Annotated in this window: 15 protein-coding genes; 7 read left to right on the top strand and 8 right to left on the bottom strand. The window is 63.9% G+C overall.

Annotated elements, in window-relative coordinates; translation table 11 throughout:
- Nucleotides 1-39 precede the first annotated feature (39 nt).
- Nucleotides 40-552 carry an Lrp/AsnC family transcriptional regulator gene (locus tag CH291_RS11850; RefSeq protein WP_094687568.1) on the bottom strand — a complete coding sequence of 171 codons (513 nt, stop codon included), beginning with the start codon at nucleotides 550-552 and terminating at the stop codon, nucleotides 40-42.
- Between the two features lie 207 nt (nucleotides 553-759).
- Between CH291_RS11850 and hppD the strand changes: the two genes are divergently transcribed.
- Nucleotides 760-1,965, top strand: a complete 1,206-nt coding sequence (gene hppD, locus CH291_RS11845; protein WP_094687567.1) for a 4-hydroxyphenylpyruvate dioxygenase — start codon at nucleotides 760-762, stop codon at nucleotides 1,963-1,965.
- A 28-nt stretch (nucleotides 1,966-1,993) separates the two neighbouring features.
- Here the strand turns inward: hppD and CH291_RS11840 are convergent, their stop codons facing one another.
- Complete coding sequence (locus tag CH291_RS11840; protein WP_094668637.1) at nucleotides 1,994-2,479, bottom strand: Lrp/AsnC family transcriptional regulator; 486 nt, start codon at nucleotides 2,477-2,479, stop codon at nucleotides 1,994-1,996.
- 158 nt (nucleotides 2,480-2,637) lie between these two features.
- On the opposite strand from CH291_RS11840, the gene pdhA reads away from it, so the two are divergent.
- The 5 genes from pdhA (at nucleotide 2,638) to CH291_RS11815 (ending at nucleotide 8,031) form a co-directional block, all read left to right on the top strand.
- Complete coding sequence (pdhA, locus tag CH291_RS11835) at nucleotides 2,638-3,753, top strand: pyruvate dehydrogenase (acetyl-transferring) E1 component subunit alpha (protein WP_094687566.1); 1,116 nt, start codon at nucleotides 2,638-2,640, stop codon at nucleotides 3,751-3,753.
- Nucleotides 3,750-4,754 carry an alpha-ketoacid dehydrogenase subunit beta gene (locus CH291_RS11830; RefSeq protein WP_094687565.1) on the top strand — a complete coding sequence of 335 codons (1,005 nt, stop codon included), beginning with the start codon at nucleotides 3,750-3,752 and terminating at the stop codon, nucleotides 4,752-4,754. The genes pdhA and CH291_RS11830 overlap by 4 nt, the downstream gene beginning before the upstream one ends.
- Nucleotides 4,751-6,037: a dihydrolipoamide acetyltransferase family protein gene (locus CH291_RS11825; protein ID WP_094687564.1), complete on the top strand. Its 1,287-nt coding sequence runs from the start codon at nucleotides 4,751-4,753 to the stop codon at nucleotides 6,035-6,037. The genes CH291_RS11830 and CH291_RS11825 overlap by 4 nt, the downstream gene beginning before the upstream one ends.
- Nucleotides 6,034-7,401, top strand: a complete 1,368-nt coding sequence (gene lpdA, locus CH291_RS11820) for a dihydrolipoyl dehydrogenase (RefSeq protein ID WP_094687563.1) — start codon at nucleotides 6,034-6,036, stop codon at nucleotides 7,399-7,401. The genes CH291_RS11825 and lpdA overlap by 4 nt, the downstream gene beginning before the upstream one ends.
- A 78-nt stretch (nucleotides 7,402-7,479) precedes the next feature.
- Nucleotides 7,480-8,031: a hypothetical protein gene (locus CH291_RS11815; RefSeq protein WP_094687562.1), complete on the top strand. Its 552-nt coding sequence runs from the start codon at nucleotides 7,480-7,482 to the stop codon at nucleotides 8,029-8,031.
- A 279-nt stretch (nucleotides 8,032-8,310) separates the two neighbouring features.
- Here CH291_RS11815 and CH291_RS11810 read toward each other — a convergent pair whose 3' ends face one another.
- Nucleotides 8,311-9,612, bottom strand: a complete 1,302-nt coding sequence (locus CH291_RS11810; RefSeq protein WP_094687561.1) for an MFS transporter — start codon at nucleotides 9,610-9,612, stop codon at nucleotides 8,311-8,313.
- 296 nt (nucleotides 9,613-9,908) lie between these two features.
- On the opposite strand from CH291_RS11810, the gene CH291_RS11805 reads away from it, so the two are divergent.
- Nucleotides 9,909-11,318 (top strand): FAD-binding oxidoreductase, encoded by a 1,410-nt coding sequence (locus CH291_RS11805; protein ID WP_094687560.1) that lies wholly within the window; start codon nucleotides 9,909-9,911, stop codon nucleotides 11,316-11,318.
- On the opposite strand, the gene CH291_RS11800 is transcribed toward CH291_RS11805, so the two are convergent.
- The 5 genes from CH291_RS11800 to CH291_RS11780 all read right to left on the bottom strand — a co-directional run bounded on the left by CH291_RS11800 (nucleotide 11,302) and on the right by CH291_RS11780 (nucleotide 15,863).
- On the bottom strand, nucleotides 11,302-12,411 hold the full coding sequence (locus tag CH291_RS11800) for a PucR family transcriptional regulator (RefSeq protein ID WP_094687559.1): 1,110 nt from the start codon (nucleotides 12,409-12,411) through the stop codon (nucleotides 11,302-11,304). The genes CH291_RS11805 and CH291_RS11800 overlap by 17 nt on opposite strands.
- Before the next feature lie 30 nt (nucleotides 12,412-12,441).
- Nucleotides 12,442-12,810, bottom strand: coding sequence for a hydroxyphenylacetyl-CoA thioesterase PaaI (gene paaI, locus CH291_RS11795; RefSeq protein ID WP_373455128.1), 369 nt, complete (start codon nucleotides 12,808-12,810; stop codon nucleotides 12,442-12,444).
- 23 nt (nucleotides 12,811-12,833) lie between these two features.
- Entirely contained in the window at nucleotides 12,834-13,151 is a 318-nt protein-coding gene (locus tag CH291_RS11790) for an EthD family reductase (protein ID WP_094687558.1), read from the bottom strand.
- Nucleotides 13,148-15,175 (bottom strand): phenylacetic acid degradation bifunctional protein PaaZ, encoded by a 2,028-nt coding sequence (paaZ, locus tag CH291_RS11785; protein ID WP_094687557.1) that lies wholly within the window; start codon nucleotides 15,173-15,175, stop codon nucleotides 13,148-13,150. The genes CH291_RS11790 and paaZ overlap by 4 nt, the downstream gene beginning before the upstream one ends.
- 76 nt (nucleotides 15,176-15,251) lie before the next feature.
- Complete coding sequence (locus CH291_RS11780) at nucleotides 15,252-15,863, bottom strand: TetR/AcrR family transcriptional regulator (protein WP_032380646.1); 612 nt, start codon at nucleotides 15,861-15,863, stop codon at nucleotides 15,252-15,254.
- Nucleotides 15,864-15,931 lie beyond the last annotated feature (68 nt).

The following is a 15,931-nucleotide window of genomic DNA, read 5'->3' as shown; positions in this document are numbered from 1 at the left end:
TCGAGAGCCACTTCGGCCCCTGCCTCGACGCGGACGTGCTCAGTCGCGCGTTCGTCGATAGGCAGGGGCCTTCGGCGTTCTCTCTGGCTCGGCGGTGTTCAGCAACGGCATCGCTCGAAACTCGACCAGTTCCGAGAGCACGACCACACTGGTGGACCGTGCGATCGTACGAGACTGGTTGAGCACGATCAGAGTTCGCTGCAGATCGTCGTGCGAGGCGGCCGCGACCCGGCACAGTACGTCGCCGGCACCGGTCGTTGCGAATGCTTCCAACACCCCGGGTATTTGCTCCAGAACAGCGACGACGTCACCGAGAGCGCCCTGGGCGATCTCCAACGTCACGAACGCCTGAACGCCGTAACCTGCTGCAGCCAAGCCGATTCGAGGTTGATACCCCCTGATGACACCGGTGTCCTCCAGTCGCTGCAGACGGGCCGACACAGTGGCACGCGCAACGCCGAGCGTCCGCGACAGCTCGAGCACGCCGATCCTCGAATTGTCATGCAGCGCAGCGAGCATCGCCCGGTCCAACTCGTCCAATGTGGATTCCATCGCGCACCTCCAGTTTTCTGTACGAATTGTATAGCACGCCGCGCATTCTCCTGGCCCATCTGTACAGCTCAGATAGCAGAAGGTCGGTCGATTGACACCTCTCACCGGCAATGTTTGAGTCATCAGGACAGTTCGCTCAGCTCGAACCGAAGGCGGCCGATCCCCTCGTCGCCGCGCCCGAGCCATCACACCAACCAGGGAGCCTTCATGAGCCTCGACAGCATCCTCAACGACGACGAAAGATTGGCCGATCTCGATGCAGATCAGCTTCGACAGCTCGTCGGCCTTGTCGAGTACGACGACAAGAAAGATCCCTTTCCGGTCAGCGGCTGGGACGCCATCGTGTGGGTCGTCGGCAACGCGACGCAGACCGCACACTTCTTCCAGTCCGCGTTCGGCATGGAGCTCGTTGCCTACTCGGGCCCGACAACGGGCCAACGTGACCACCACGCGTACGTGCTCAATTCCGGCGCAGTGCGTTTCGTCATCAAGGGAGCCGTCGATCCGGACAGCGATCTGGTCGCCCACCACACCCGCCACGGTGACGGCGTCGTCGACATCGCGCTGGCCGTACCGGATGTGGATCGATGCATCGAACATGCGCGGGCCCAGGGCGCTCGGGTACTGCAAGAGCCGACCGACATCTCCGACGAGCACGGCACAGTCCGCACCGCGGCCATCGCGACCTACGGCGACACCCGGCACACGTTGGTGGACCGCTCCCGCTATACGGGCACCTACCTCCCGGGCTATGTACCGCGAACGTCGACGTTGCAGCGACCGGAAGGCGCTCCCAAGCGCATCTTCCAGGCCCTCGATCACGTGGTCGGCAATGTCGAGCTCGGCAAGATGGACGAGTGGGTCGACTTCTACCACCGCGTCATGGGTTTCACGAACATGGCCGAGTTCGTCGGGGCCGATATCGCCACCGATTACTCGGCGCTGATGAGCAAGGTCGTCTCCAACGGCAATCACCGCGTGAAGTTCCCACTGAACGAGCCAGCCATCGCCAAGAAGCGTTCACAGATCGACGAGTACCTGGACTTCTACCGAGGCCCCGGAGCACAGCATCTGGCGCTCGCGACCAACGACATCCTGTCCTCGGTCGATGCCCTCCGCGCAGCGGGCGTCGAATTTCTCGCCACACCCGATTCGTACTACGAGGACCCGGAACTGCGGGCCCGTATCGGCAACGTCCGGGTACCGATCGAAGAGCTGCAGAAGCGCGGCATTCTCGTCGACCGTGACGAGGACGGGTATCTGCTGCAGATCTTCACCAAGCCACTGGTCGATCGCCCGACGGTATTCTTCGAGCTGATCGAACGCCACGGCTCACTCGGCTTCGGCATCGGTAACTTCAAGGCACTGTTCGAGGCCATCGAGCGGGAGCAGGACGCGCGCGGAAACTTCTGACTCGTGATCTGTTCGACGCCGCCCACTGTCAGCGTTCGGTGGGCGGCGTCGTGCGTCCCAGACCGCCTCGGTCCTCGTCGAAAATCAGCCATGTGCGGGTCGCCCGAACGCCGTCGAGCGATTGCAGGCCCTCGAGCACCACCAGCCGCAGGCTCTCGTTGTCGGGAGTCCTGATGAGTACCAATACGTCGAAATCCCCCCCGAGCAAGCTGAAATGGTCGACGAATTCCATCGCCCTCAGCCCCTCCGACACGGTCCGCCACGAATCCTGACGGATGGACAACGCGATGAACGCCGAGGTTCCGAGCCCGGACGCCGCGTGATCCACCTGCACGGTGAACCGTTCGATGACACCGGAATCCTTGAGTCTGTCCACCCGCGTATAGGTATGTGCCCGCGAGAGATTCAAACGATCGGCCAGTACCCGCATCGAGACCCGGCCGTCTGCGGTGAGCTCGGCGAGGATGCGACGATCCGTGTCGTCCAACTCCACACGCCTCGAAACGTCGTCCATTCGTCCGCTCCTACCTCGTGGTTTGTTGCGCCGATCGGACAGATTCTGGTTTCGCGCGGCGATCGGCGGCCATATGTCTGCAATTCTACGACCTTCGGGCTTGTTCATCACAAAATCGGCCAGAATCGCCGTACAAGCCGATTTCAGGAGAGTGCGTCATGACGACCGTCGAGAAGGTAGCGGCAACGTCCTACCAACAGTTCATGCCCGCCGACCGTCCCGTGCAGTATCTCGCGCCGGACGGGACGGGCGTGGACAGTGCCGCCCGCTACGCACACCCGTCCAACGAGCGCCTGCTCGAGATGTACCGCTCGATGGTGCACGGTCGCCGATTCGACCAGCAGGCAACAGCTTTGACCAAGCAGGGCCGTCTCGCGGTCTACCCGTCCTCGCGCGGACAGGAGGCCTGCCAGATCGCCGCAGCCCTCTGCCTGGGCGAGCAGGACTGGATGTTCCCCACGTACCGTGACTCGATGGCTCTCGCGGCGCGAGGCGTCGACCAGGTGGAGTTGCTCGGCATGCTCGCCGGCTACTGGCACTGCGGCTACGATCCGACCGCCTACAAGGTCGCTCCCCAATGCACCCCACTGGCAACACAATTGCTCCACGCGACCGGCTTCGCGTATGCCGAGGCCAAGCAGGGTCGCGACACCATCGCCCTCGCGTTCTGTGGAGACGGAGCCACCAGCGAGGGCGACTTCCACGAGGCCCTCAACTTCGCCGCGGTGTTCCGGGCCCCGGTCATCTTTCTGGTGCAGAACAACGGCTTCGCGATCAGCGTTCCACTGGCACGTCAGAGTGCGGCTCCGTCGTTGTCGCACAAGGGAGTCGGCTACGGAATCGGCAGCGAGCAGGTCGATGGCAACGACCCGATTGCCATGATGGCCGTGATGGACGAGGCCGTGAAGTACGTCAGAGCAGGCAAGGGACCGGTGGTCGTCGAGGCGCACACCTACCGCATGGACGCGCACACCAACGCCGACGATGCCACGCGCTACCGCAAGGCCGACGAGGTCGAAGGGTGGCTGGCCCGAGATCCGCTCTCGCGCCTCGATTCCTACCTCGAAGGCCAGGGGCTACTCACCAACGAGCTGCGCGAGCAGATGACGGTATCGGCCGACGCCGACGCCGCTGCGCTTCGCGCCGGCATGAACGTCGAGCAGGAAGTCGACCCCAAGGATCTGTTCCGGTTCGTCTACTCCTCCCCCACACCCGCCCTGATCGAACAACGCGATCAGGTTGCCGCCGAAATCGCTGCAGGAGAACTGTCATGACCACGATGACCATGGCCGGAGCACTGAACGCCGCCCTGCGCGACGCGTTGACCGAGGACGAGAAGGTCGTCGTGTTCGGCGAGGACGTCGGCACACTCGGCGGCGTCTTCCGCGTCACCGACGGACTGACCCGAGACTTCGGTGACGATCGCTGCTTCGACACCCCGCTGGCGGAGTCGGGTATCGTCGGATTTGCAATCGGAATGGCGATGTCGGGTTACAAGCCCGTCGTCGAGATGCAATTCGACGCCTTTGCCTACCCGGCCTTCGAGCAGATCGTGTCTCATGTGGCCAAGCTGCGCAACAGAACTCGTGGCTCACTCACCGCGCCGATGGTCATACGCATCCCGTTCGCCGGCGGTATCGGCGGCGTCGAGCATCACTGCGACTCGTCCGAGGCCTACTACGCCCACACCCCGGGCCTGAAGGTCGTCTCGCCGTCCACTGTCGCCGACGCGTACTCGCTCATGTGCGACGCCATCGCCGATCCGGACCCGGTGATCTTCCTCGAGCCGAAGCGGCTGTACTTCTCCAAGGACGACATCGAATTGACCAAGACCGAGCCGATCGGCACCGCCGTCGTCCGCCGTGCCGGTACCGACGTCACTCTTCTCGCCTACGGCCCCACCGTGTCGGTGGCCATGCAGGCCGCGGAGTTCGCAGCCGAGGACGGCCGGAGCGTCGAAGTGATCGATCTGCGATCGCTCAATCCGTTCGACGACGAGACCGTCGCGGCCTCGGTACGTAAGACCGGACGCTGCATCGTGATCCAAGAAGCGCAGGGATTCTCCGGTGTCGCCGCAGAGATCGCCTCACGCGTATCCGAGCGCTGCTTCCATCACCTGCACGCCCCTGTACTCCGCGTTGCCGGACTCGATATTCCCTACCCGGCACCGAAACTCGAGCACTTCCACCTGCCGTCCGCCGACCGTGTGCTCGACGCGATGGACCGGCTGCAGTGGAACGATGCTCCCGATCTCAGCAAGGCGGTCACGGTATGAGCATGCAGGTGTTCCTGCTCCCCGATCTCGGTGAGGGACTGACCGAGGCCGAGATCGTCGAGTGGAAGGTCAAGCCCGGCGACATCGTCACCATCGATCAGGTCGTCGTCGAGGTCGAAACTGCAAAAGCGTCCGTCGAGGTGCCCTGCCCGTTCGAGGGTGTGGTCGGCGAACTTCATGCGGCCGAGGGCACTTCACTGGCCGTCGGTGCTCCGCTGATCAGCATCACCGGCGGTGCTATTTCCGATACGCCTGCCGCCCATGAGCGGTACCGCGAGGAAGAACGCGCCGGCTCGGGCAATGTGCTCATCGGCTACGGCACAGGACACGGCCCGACCGGTCGTCGCAAGCGGAGTGCGGCTCCGCCGCAGCAGAGAGCGGCTGCGCCGCAGGTGAGCGGAAGCTCGACCCCGGCTACGAGTTTCCGCTCACATGCACCGAAGGTGCTCTCCCCCATAGTTCGGAGCATGGCGTTGCAGGGTGGGCTCGATCTGGCCAGTATCGAGACAGCCGGCGGCCACGGAGTTATCACCCGCGCGGACGTCGAGCGAGCCTTGGCCGGTTCGACGGTTACTTCCTCGCCGGAGGGCGTCACGCGAATCCCTATCACCGGCATTCGGAAGACCATTGCAGACAAACTCTCTCGCAGTCGATCGGAGATCCCCGAGGCCACAGTCTGGGTCGACGTCGACGCGACCGCTCTGCTGCAGGCCCGACGCGACCTCGATGCCTCCATCGACGGAGTCAAGGTCACGCTGCTGGCGGTCCTCGCCAAACTCACCATGATCGCGTTGGCCAAGTTCCCCGAGCTCAACAGCACGGTCGATACTGCCGCCGGCGAGATCCTGCGCTACGAGAACGTCGGACTCGGCATCGCCGCTCAGACCGATCGGGGATTGATGGTTCCCGTTGTGCCGCAGGCAGATAAGGCCGATCTGAAGGAACTCTCCGAGCGGCTGGCCGAATTGACCGAACTCGCACGGACCGGTTCCCTACCCGCCGCCCGCCTGAGCGGAGGAACGTTCACCCTCAACAACTATGGCGTGTTCGGGGTCGACGGCTCGGCCGCGATCATCAACCACCCCGAGGCCGCGATCCTGGGCATCGGCCGCATCATCGACCGTCCCTGGGTGGTCGACGGCCAATTGGCCGTCCGCAAGGTCGCGCAGTTGTCGTTGGCGTTCGATCACCGCGTGTGCGACGGCGGAGTGGCCGGCGGGTTCCTGCGCACCGTTGCCGATTTTGTCGAGAACCCCGTCGTGGCATTGGGATCCGTCCGATGAGCGACGTGGACGTTCTCATTCTTGGTGGAGGGTCGGGCGGCTATTCGTGCGCCCTGCGGGCCGAGCAACTCGGCCTGACGGTCGCGCTGGTCGAGGAAGACAAGCTCGGTGGCACCTGTCTGCATCGCGGATGCATCCCCACCAAGGCCCTGTTGTACACCGCCGAGGTTGCCGACGCGGTGCGCGGCTCGGCGCATGTCGGCGTCACCGCATCGTTCACTGGTGTGGACATGCCCGCGGCACTGGGCTATCAGCGCAGCGTCGTCGCCGGCCTGTACGCAGGTCTGCAGGGATTGCTGAAGCGTCCGGGTATCGAAATCGTGTCCGGTCGTGGACAGGTGGTCGGTCCTCGTACCGTCGAGGTGGAGGGTCGACGCATCACCGGGGGCTCGCTGGTTCTCGCCACCGGCTCGTATTCACGCACCATCCCCGGTATCGAACTGGGGCCGCGCGTGCTCACGAGTGACGGGGCATTGTCCCTGGATCGGGTTCCGGAGTCGGTCGTCGTGCTCGGCGGCGGTGTGATCGGTATCGAGTTCGCCAGTATCTGGGCATCGTTCGGCGCGAAGGTCACCGTCGTCGAGGCGCTCGATCGCATCGTTCCCGGTGAAGACGAATGGTCCTCGAAGCAGTTGACCAAGGCATTACGCAAGCGCGGCATCGACATTCGTACCGGCACCAAGGTCGAGTCCGTCACCGAATCTCCCGACGCAGTCTCTGTGTCACTGTCGTCCGGGGACACCCTCTCGGCCGACCTCGTCCTGGTGTCCGTCGGACGTGGACCCCGCACCGACGGTCTCGGTCTGGCTGAGCAGGGCATCGCCACCGAACGCGGCTTCGTAACCGTCGACGACAACCTCCTCACCACCGTGGACGGCGTCTATGCCGTCGGCGACATCGTGGCGGGGTATCAGTTGGCTCACCGCGGATTTCAGCAAGGCATCTTCGTCGCCGAACACATCGCCGGCCTGGCACCGGCACGCATCGACGGCGATCTCATTCCGCGCGTGACCTATTCACACCCGGAGGTCGCGTCGGTGGGACTCACCGAAAAGGCCGCGGAGCAGACATACGGCACCGTGACCTCCGTTGTCTACGACCTCGGCGGCAACGGCAAGAGCCGCATCCTGTCCACCGCCGGTGGAGTCAAAGTGATTCGAGCCCGTGACGACGGCCCGGTTGTCGGTGTTCACCTCCTCGGTGACCGCGTGGGCGAGCTGATCGGCGAGGCACAACTCGCCGTGGCATGGGAAGCACTGCCATCTGAAGTCGGGAGTTTCGTGCATGCTCACCCCACGCAGAACGAGGCACTCGGTGAGGCGATGATGGCGCTGTCGGGACGTCCGCTGCACGCGCATAGCTGAGCGGGAACGGCAGGTCCCAGGGCCATGGCCATTTCGAGGTGAGGATTCGGTCGGTGCCGGTCCGTAAACTCGCCGCCCATGCTGACTGCGTGGGGTGACGAGAGCGGGTCTCAGCCCGGCCGAGATCCTCACACCTATCTGATGGCGGCGGCCCTGTGCGACGAAAGTGATGTGCCGGAATGGCGCAACACCCTGGAACAGGTCCGCCTCGTGACCGAGCCCAAGGTGCACTGGCATGGAAGCAGTCCCGAGCGCCGCCACCTTCTCGTGGACGCAATCGCCTCACTGCCGATGATGGGCTTGGTTGTCGTACACACCACCGAAGCAACCGATCGACGGCATCGCCGAAAATGCTTGGAATTCCTGTTACCGAACCTCGCCGAGATGCAATGCGAACGCGTCACCCTGGAATCGCGAGGCAACCAGGACCGAAGCGATCTCGATCTACTTCAGAAGTTCCGCGCACAAAAAGTGGTTACCTCAGGTCTACGTCTGCATCACAGCGTCGGTCGAATCGAACCTGCGCTCTGGGTGCCCGACATCGTGTGCGGAGCGGTGGTACAAGACCGCGTGGGAAACAGCAGCTATCTGGACAAAATCAGCGATGCTGTCGAAATTCACCACCTCTGACCCTGAAACGACGCAAGCCACAGACCTCGTCATCCGGCGAGTGATTCTGTGGCTCACTTCCAGCCCCACCTCGATGGGGCGGCAAGAACTTCAAAGTATCAGGGCGAGTTACGTCGGCGCAACCATCGACAGCTGACACGAAGTCCCGCTGTCTCGATTATTCGACGTCGCTACTTCATCAGGAATCGCATCAGAGCAATTCTGCACCACGGTGGCCCGCTCAGTAAACAACGAAGGCCCCGAAACCGCGCCGGCTTCGGGGCCTTCGTCGATGCGACGTCAGACGTTCAGATCCTCGTCTTTACGGTTTTTGATTCGCGAGGTCGCAACGAAGGAGATCGCGGCCAGGATCATCAGGTAGATCGAGATCGACATCGAGGTGCCGGTTCCGTTGAACAGTGCCTCGGAGATGGTCGGGACGAATGCTCCACCGAGCACGGTTCCGATGGCATATCCGATGGACGCTCCACTGAATCGGACTGCTGCGGGGAACATCTCGGCGTACAGGGCCGGCTGTGGTCCGTAGGAGAGGCCGAGTCCGACGGCGAAGAGCCCGAGGGCCACGTAGATCCAGTGCAATTCACCGGTGTCGACGAGTAGGAAGAACGGGATGGCGCACAACACCATTGCCGCGTTTCCGACGTTCATGATCGTGGTTCGGGCGTAGCGATCGGACAGGTGCGCTCCGAGCAGAGTGAACACTCCCCAGACGATGGCCGCGAACAAACTGGCCACCAACACATCCACGCGAGCGAGTCCGTGTTCGCGCGTCGAGTACGCCACGATGAAACCGCCGACGATGATGTAGCCGTTTCCGTTGGTGCCGATGAACGACAGCGCAGCGAGCATGACCTGTTTCTTGTTGGTGCGCCACAGTGCACGAACCGGAGTGTGGTTGCGCTCCTTGCGTTCTGCGAGCTCCTTGAACACCGGAGTCTCCTCGACGCGGCGTCGGATGTAGAAACCGACGAGGATGAGCACGAAGCTGATCAGGAACGGGATGCGCCAGCCCCAGGCCTCGAACTGCTCCTCACTGAGCAAGCCGGTGCACAATGCCAACGTTCCTACCGCGATGAGCATGCCGAGCGGAACGCCCATCTGGGTTGCGGCACCGTAGATTCCGCGCCTGCCCTTCGGGGCATGTTCGACGGCCATCAGCGCCGCGCCGCCCCACTCGCCGCCGGTGGAGAATCCCTGCAGGATGCGCAGCACGATCAGAATGATCGGGGCCCAGATGCCGATGGTGGCATAGGTCGGCAGCAGTCCCATACCGACGGTGGCCGCACCCATCAATGTCAGGGTCGCGATGAGGACTTTCTTGCGGCCGATCTTGTCACCGAAGTAGCCGGCGACGATGGCCCCGAGTGGACGGAAGATGAAGCTGATGCCGATCGTGACATAGGCGACGAGCTGTCCGGACGAACCCATGGGCGCGAAGAACAGTTGCGCGAAGATCAGCGACGCCGCCTGCGCGTAGATGAAGAAGTCGTACCACTCGACGGTGGTGCCGACCATGCTGGCCATGGCGGCGCGGCGATGCTCACGCGACACCCCGGTGGGCGTCTCGACCTGGGTTGACATCGACTTGTCTCGTTTCGTTCGGGCTCCGGCACTCGGGCATCGAGCGGCAGTTCGGAGTGATGTGGGGCGGGGTTGTGATGGGTGAAGGTCGGTGATTCCTGCAACCGCAGAAGCGGATGAAACTCACCGTCCATTCGGTCGGTAATTACTGTGACCGGCGCCACCACAGTTTGTCAAGGTGGTAGCACGCATAACAAGACCGTTGACGCAGTTCGTCGGAAACTACCGATCCGAGCCCTCGGGTTCGTTCGAAACGACGCAGACATCCGAAGTGACGGAAGGTCATACTCGAACTCATGTCTGCACCGACGTCGACTCTCGTTCAGCGCTCTCCGATCATCGACGAACTGATGCGTGCGCTGGGTGCCGACGCGGTGATCACCGACCCCGATATCCTCGAGAGCTACCGTCACGACGCAGCCGCTCTGTGTGAATCCGCGCTTCCGCTGGCCGCGGTGCTGCCGACCACGGAATCGGACGTCCAGGCAATCATGAGCATTGCGTCGGCGCACCGCATTCCCGTTGTCCCGCAGGGAGCGTTGACCGGCTTGGCCGGAGCCGCGAACACCAGCGTCGGAGCCATTGCCCTCAACACCCGGCGCATGAACAAGATCATCGAGCTCGACGTCGTCAACCGCGTCGCCGTCGTGCAACCCGGCGTGACGAACAAGGAACTCAAAGATGCTGCCCTGCAGCAAGGGTTGACGTATCTACCCGACCCGTCCAGCTGGGAGGCGTCGACGATCGGTGGGAACATCGCCACCAACGCCGGTGGCCTGTGCTGCGTGAAGTACGGCGTCACAGCACGATTCGTGCGTGGACTGCGTGTTGTTCTCGCCGATGGCCGGGCGACCTTCGTCGGCCGACGCACCGTCAAGGGCGTGGCCGGGCTGTCGCTCGCCGATCTGTTCGTCGGGTCCGAGGGCACACTCGGCATCATCACCGAGGCCATCGTCGGCCTCGACTTTCCGGCTGCCACTCCGCTGACGATGGCCGCGACGTTTCCCTCGACCGTCGCTGCCGGAGAGGCGGTGACGCGGATTCGTGCCGCCGGTATCACCCCGAGCCTGTTCGAGCTGTTGGACCGCACCACCATCGCCGCGATCGACGCCTACGCCCGGATGGACTTCGGTACCGATGCCGCGGCCGTGCTGATCGCCCAATCCGACATCGGCGCAGGCGCTGTGGAGGAGCTCGAGGCCATCGCCGCACTGTGCACCGAATCCGGCGCGACCGATGTGGCCGTTGCCGAGGACGAGGTGGAGTCGGAGCAACTCGTGCAGGCCCGTCGGCTGGCGTACCCCGCACTCGAGCGTCTCGGTTCTCCGTTGGTCGACGATGTGTCCGTTCCGATTTCGCACCTCGCCGCGATGATCGACGAGGTCGGACGCATCGCCGAGCGCATCGGAATCGTCATCGGCGTCGTCGGTCACGCGGGGGACGGAAACATCCATCCCACGGTCATCGTGAACCCGACGGACCCACAGTCGTTGACGGACGCTCACCGCGCGTTCGACGAGATCGCAGCGTTCGCCCTCTCGCTCGGCGGAACCATCACGGGCGAGCACGGAGTCGGGCTGCTCAAGCGGGACCTACTCGAGACCGAACTCGATTCGGTTGCAGCAGAACTGCAGCGTGGCATCAAGGAATTGCTCGACCCGCACTACCTGCTCAACCCAGGAAAGGTCCTCACCGCCCGGACGTGAGCCGGAGCGCCATCCACACCAGCAGTCGGGTGTCCGCGTCGTCGAGATCGAGGCCGAACAGCTCCTTGGTACGCCGCAGTCGATAGCGAAAGGTGTTGGGGTGCAGATACAGCGATGCAGACGCGGCGGCAACATTGGACTCGTGCGCCAGCAGCGCCAGCACCGTCGCGGAGTACTCGGTACCTTCGGCTGCGTCGCAGGCGAGCATCTTCTCGACGGCCGGTATGGCCAACGGGACGTCCGACAGCGCATCAGACGCTCTACGTAGTGTGACCGACAGCCGACTCTGCCGAAAGGTCGTCGTCACACCGTCCCCGACCGCGTCGAGTACCCACTGCGCATGTCGACGTGCCACTGTCGGCCGGGCGTCCGGACCGCCGATCGCAAAGGTGACCGATACACCGAATGCGGCCTCCGCCTTGCGTCGAACATCCTCGGCCGCAACGGCGACACCGCGTTCGTCCTCGGCCGCCGTGACCAGCAAAACGGTGCGATCCTCGATGACACAGCCCGAATCCGCCGCAGTGCCGAACGTCAGCTCCAACAGATCGGCCAACTGCACCAGCTGAGCCTCCGATTGCGCAGACTCGACCCTCCCTGCCAGCACGACGTAGAGGCTGCCGGGCGGTGTGACGGTATCTGGGTCGGTCAGGAGCGCACGCGCCCTCGGATTGTCGGCACCGGCCGGATGACGCCGGGCCAGCAGCAGGGGCACCGCAGCTGCTGCCGCACGCGTCATGGCCGCCATCACGCTGGAGTCAGGCGGACATAGGGAAACCCCGGTGGCAATACTCCAGATGGAGCCGAGATACTCCCCGTCCACCGAGACGGCCACCGCCAGTCGCGGGAGCACTCCGGGAACGTCGACCACGTGCACCGTCGAGCTCCGCCGGAAGTCGGGGTCGAGGTGATGCACCATGTACTCGGCCGGAACCTGCTTCCCGAGGATCCCGTCTCGACGGACGTCGTCGATCGGCTGGCCCGGTACGGACGAGTAGGCGATGACGAAGCCGAGTGGATCCATCACCGACACAGCGCCGCCCACCGCGGTGGCGGTTGCGTCCGCCAGCGCCGAGAGATCCGCAGTGCTCACCGATTCACAGTACTTCCATGTGCGGTGCCGTTACCGGGCCACGGTGCGACTGTCACCTCGGAATTCGGCGATCAGCTCGTCTCGGCACGTGACCGACACGTCGTACAGACCGTTGCGGCCGAACCTCGCACGCTCGACGGCGTCGGCGACCAGGACGTCACCGGCCTTCGTCGGACGGAGATAGCGAATGTCGCATCGCGCTGCGACGGCCGAGTCCTCGTGTGAATTGCAGGCCATCGCGAACGTCGTGTCCGCCAACAGAAAGACATAGCCGCCGTGCGTGATGGCGTAGCCGTTGACCATGTCCTCGGTGACGACCATGGACATTCTCGCGTGCCCGGGTGAGAGCTCGATCAATTCGATTCCGAGCTTGCGGGACGCGGCGTCGAACTCGAACATCTCTCGCGCGATCATCGAATCATTCACGACTGCAACACCGATCGCTCATTCTGGGTGAACATGACGGCCCCACCGGTCGCGAAGTTGCGCAGATCTTTGCCTGCCGCCTTCATCTCGGGCGAGGACAGTCCTGCCTTCAGCGACGCCTCGTCCGCGAAGTACAGGCTGGCGATCGCGTAGTACGGCGGTGGTGAGTCGTCGAGCGAGTCCAGGGTGCCCCAGGTGAAGTCGACCAGGCCGGGAACGGCACAAGCGAGGGGCACGTGCACGTCGGCGTAGTGCCGATCGAATGCGGCAGGGTCCTCGGGCATTCCGTAACAGACGGCAACGCGAATACTCATGATGCGTCCTCGGGCTTCGCAACCAGGGTCAGCACGTCGTAGGTGGCGACCGATTCGTCGTTCTGGTTCACAACCACTGCGTCCCAACGCACCTCACCGTAGTCGGCGCTCTGACGCGGGGTGATCAGCTTGGCCGTGAGCGTCACCGTCAGCGAATCCTCGGCCTTGACGGGTGTGAGAAAACGAAGGTTGTCGACGCCGAAGTTCGCGAGCACGGGACCTGGTGCCGGGTCGACGAACAGTCCGGCTGCAAGCGAGACCACCAGGTAGCCGTGCGCGACGATACCGCCGAACAGCGGGTTGGCGGCTGCCGCTTCGGGATCGGTGTGTGCGTAGAACGTGTCGCCGGTGAACTCGGCAAAGTGATCGATGTCTGCTCGGGTGACCTGCCGGGGTCCACCGACGATGGTGTCGCCGAGCTTCAGCTCGCCCAGGTTCTTGCGGAACGGATGCACATCGCCGGTGATGCGCGCAGAACCGGCTACCCACTTGTTGCCCACCGCAGTCAGCACGTCCGGGGTTCCTTGAATTGCTGTGCGCTGCATGTGATGCAGTACGCCGCGGATACCGCCGAGTTCTTCACCGCCGCCGGCCCGTCCGGGACCGCCGTGCACCAGGACCGGCAGCGGAGATCCGTGGCCGGTCGATTCCTTCGCATCCTCGGAGTTCAACACCAGGATGCGCCCGTGGTACGGAGCGCACCCGAGTACGAGCTCGCGTGCGATGGCCGAATCTTTGGTCACGACAGAGGCGACCAGCGAGCCCCTGCCGCGGGCGACGAGATCGAGGAGGTCTGTGGTGCTGTCGTAACCGATGACGGTAGAGACGGGCCCGAAGGCCTCGATGTCATGCGGTTCGGTCGCGGTCTTGTCTCCGGCCTTCAGCAGCACCGGTGCCATGAACGCGCCGGCCCGCTGATCCACCGTCTCCGGATCGCCGAAGACCACCGAAGCGGACTTGGTCAGTCCACGAATGGATTTGAGTACCTCGTCGCGTTGTTCGATGCTCGCCAGCGCACCCATGGTGACGCCCTCGTCTGCCGGATCACCGACGACGACCTTCTCCAGCTTTGCCTTCAGCGCCTCGATGACGGGCTCGACCGAGTCCTGCGGGACCAACACGCGCCGGATGGCCGTGCACTTCTGTCCCGCCTTGGATGTCATCTCGGCGAAGACGCCCTTGACGAACAGATCGAACTCCGGATCGCCCTGCGCAACATCGGAAGCCAGAATCGACGCGTTCAGAGAGTCGGCCTCGGCCGTGAAGTGCAGTCCCTCGCCGACGACCTTGGGGTGCGAGCGCAGAGTCGCTGCAGTATCGGCACTTCCGGTGAACGCTACGGAGTCCTGACCGCCGAGGTGATCGAGGACGCCGCGGGCACTACCGCACAGCAGCTGTACCGATCCCTCGGGCAAGAGTCCCGATTCGATGATGCGGCGGAACACCAGCTCGGTGAGGTACGCAGTTTGGCTGGCGGGCTTGATGATCGACGGCACGCCGGCGATGAACGCGGGTGCCAGCTTCTCCAGGAATCCCCAGACGGGGAAGTTGAAGGCGTTGATCTGCACCGCGACACCGCGCCGCGAGGTGTAGATGTGCTGACCGAGGAAGGTGCCCTTCTTGCCGAGCTGTTCGATCGCACCGTCGAGATAGACAGTGTCGTTGGGCAGCTCGCGTCGAGCCTTGCTCGCGTAGCTCAACACGGTGCCGAAGCCGCCGTCGATGTCGACGCCGGAATCACGGACGGTGGCTCCGGTATGTCGGGAGAGTTGATAGAACTCCTCCTTGCCTGCCATCAGCGTCAGGCCCAACTGCTTCAGCAGCGCCGCGCGCTCGTGGAACGTCAAGGCGGCGAGGGCCGGGCCGCCGACAGTTCTGGCGTAGTCGACCATGCCGGCAACGTCGAGACCGCTGGAGGACACCCGAGCTATCTCGCTGCCGTCGACGGCGCTCAGCAGCGGCGTTCCCTCGTCGGTCGCGGAATACCACGCTCCCTGGGCATAGCTTTCCAGAAGTCTGCTCACAACGCCTCCATCTCACCGTACGTTCGGTCGGTAATTACCATCGCCGTCGAACGCCGAGATGTCAAGACTTGTCCGGCTACGTGCGACGCAACCCGTCGAAGGTCAGCGCCACGACCGCGTCGGCCAATTCCTCGACCGATCCGCCGGTGCGCGGGCGATACCACTCGATGAGCGAATTGACCGTGCCGAACACCAGCTTCGATGCCAGCGCCGGATCCACTCCGGGACGCAGATCGCCTTCTTCGGCCGCAGCCACCACGAGCCCGGTGACAAACGAGTCGAATTCGCGGCGACGGGCGAGGGCGCGCCGCTCGACATCCGTGTTGCCTCGCACGCGCAGCAGCAACGTCACGTAGGGCAGTTCCGCACACAGGATGTCCACGCTGCGTCGCACCAGGTATTCGAGGCGGTCGATGTATCGCCCGGTTGTCGCCCGATCCTCGGTCGTGACGGCGAACAGTGCATTGAGGGCCCGCGACAGCGCGAGTTCGAGCAACTCGGACTTGCCGGACACGTGGTGATAGATCGAGGACTTGGTGATACCGAGCCGCTTCGCCAGAACCTCCATGCTGGTGCCGTCGTATCCGCGGTCGTTGAAGACCTTGACCGCCACTGCCAGGAGGGAATCGAGGTCGTATCCCGGCCGCCCTGGCTGTCCGGTCTTGCGCGGCGCGCGTGCGGTTGTCATTGCCACATCTTCTCAGCCGATGGCCGATTCCACAGCACCACGGGCAGCAGACCTTGCCAAACGACCGA

Origin of the sequence: Rhodococcus sp. 14-1411-2a, assembly GCF_002259485.1 — a bacterium.
Taxonomy (GTDB): Bacteria; Actinomycetota; Actinomycetes; order Mycobacteriales; family Mycobacteriaceae; genus Rhodococcoides.
The sequence above is the reverse complement of the archived record's forward strand: the minus strand, read 5'-3'. Positions and strand labels throughout refer to the sequence as shown.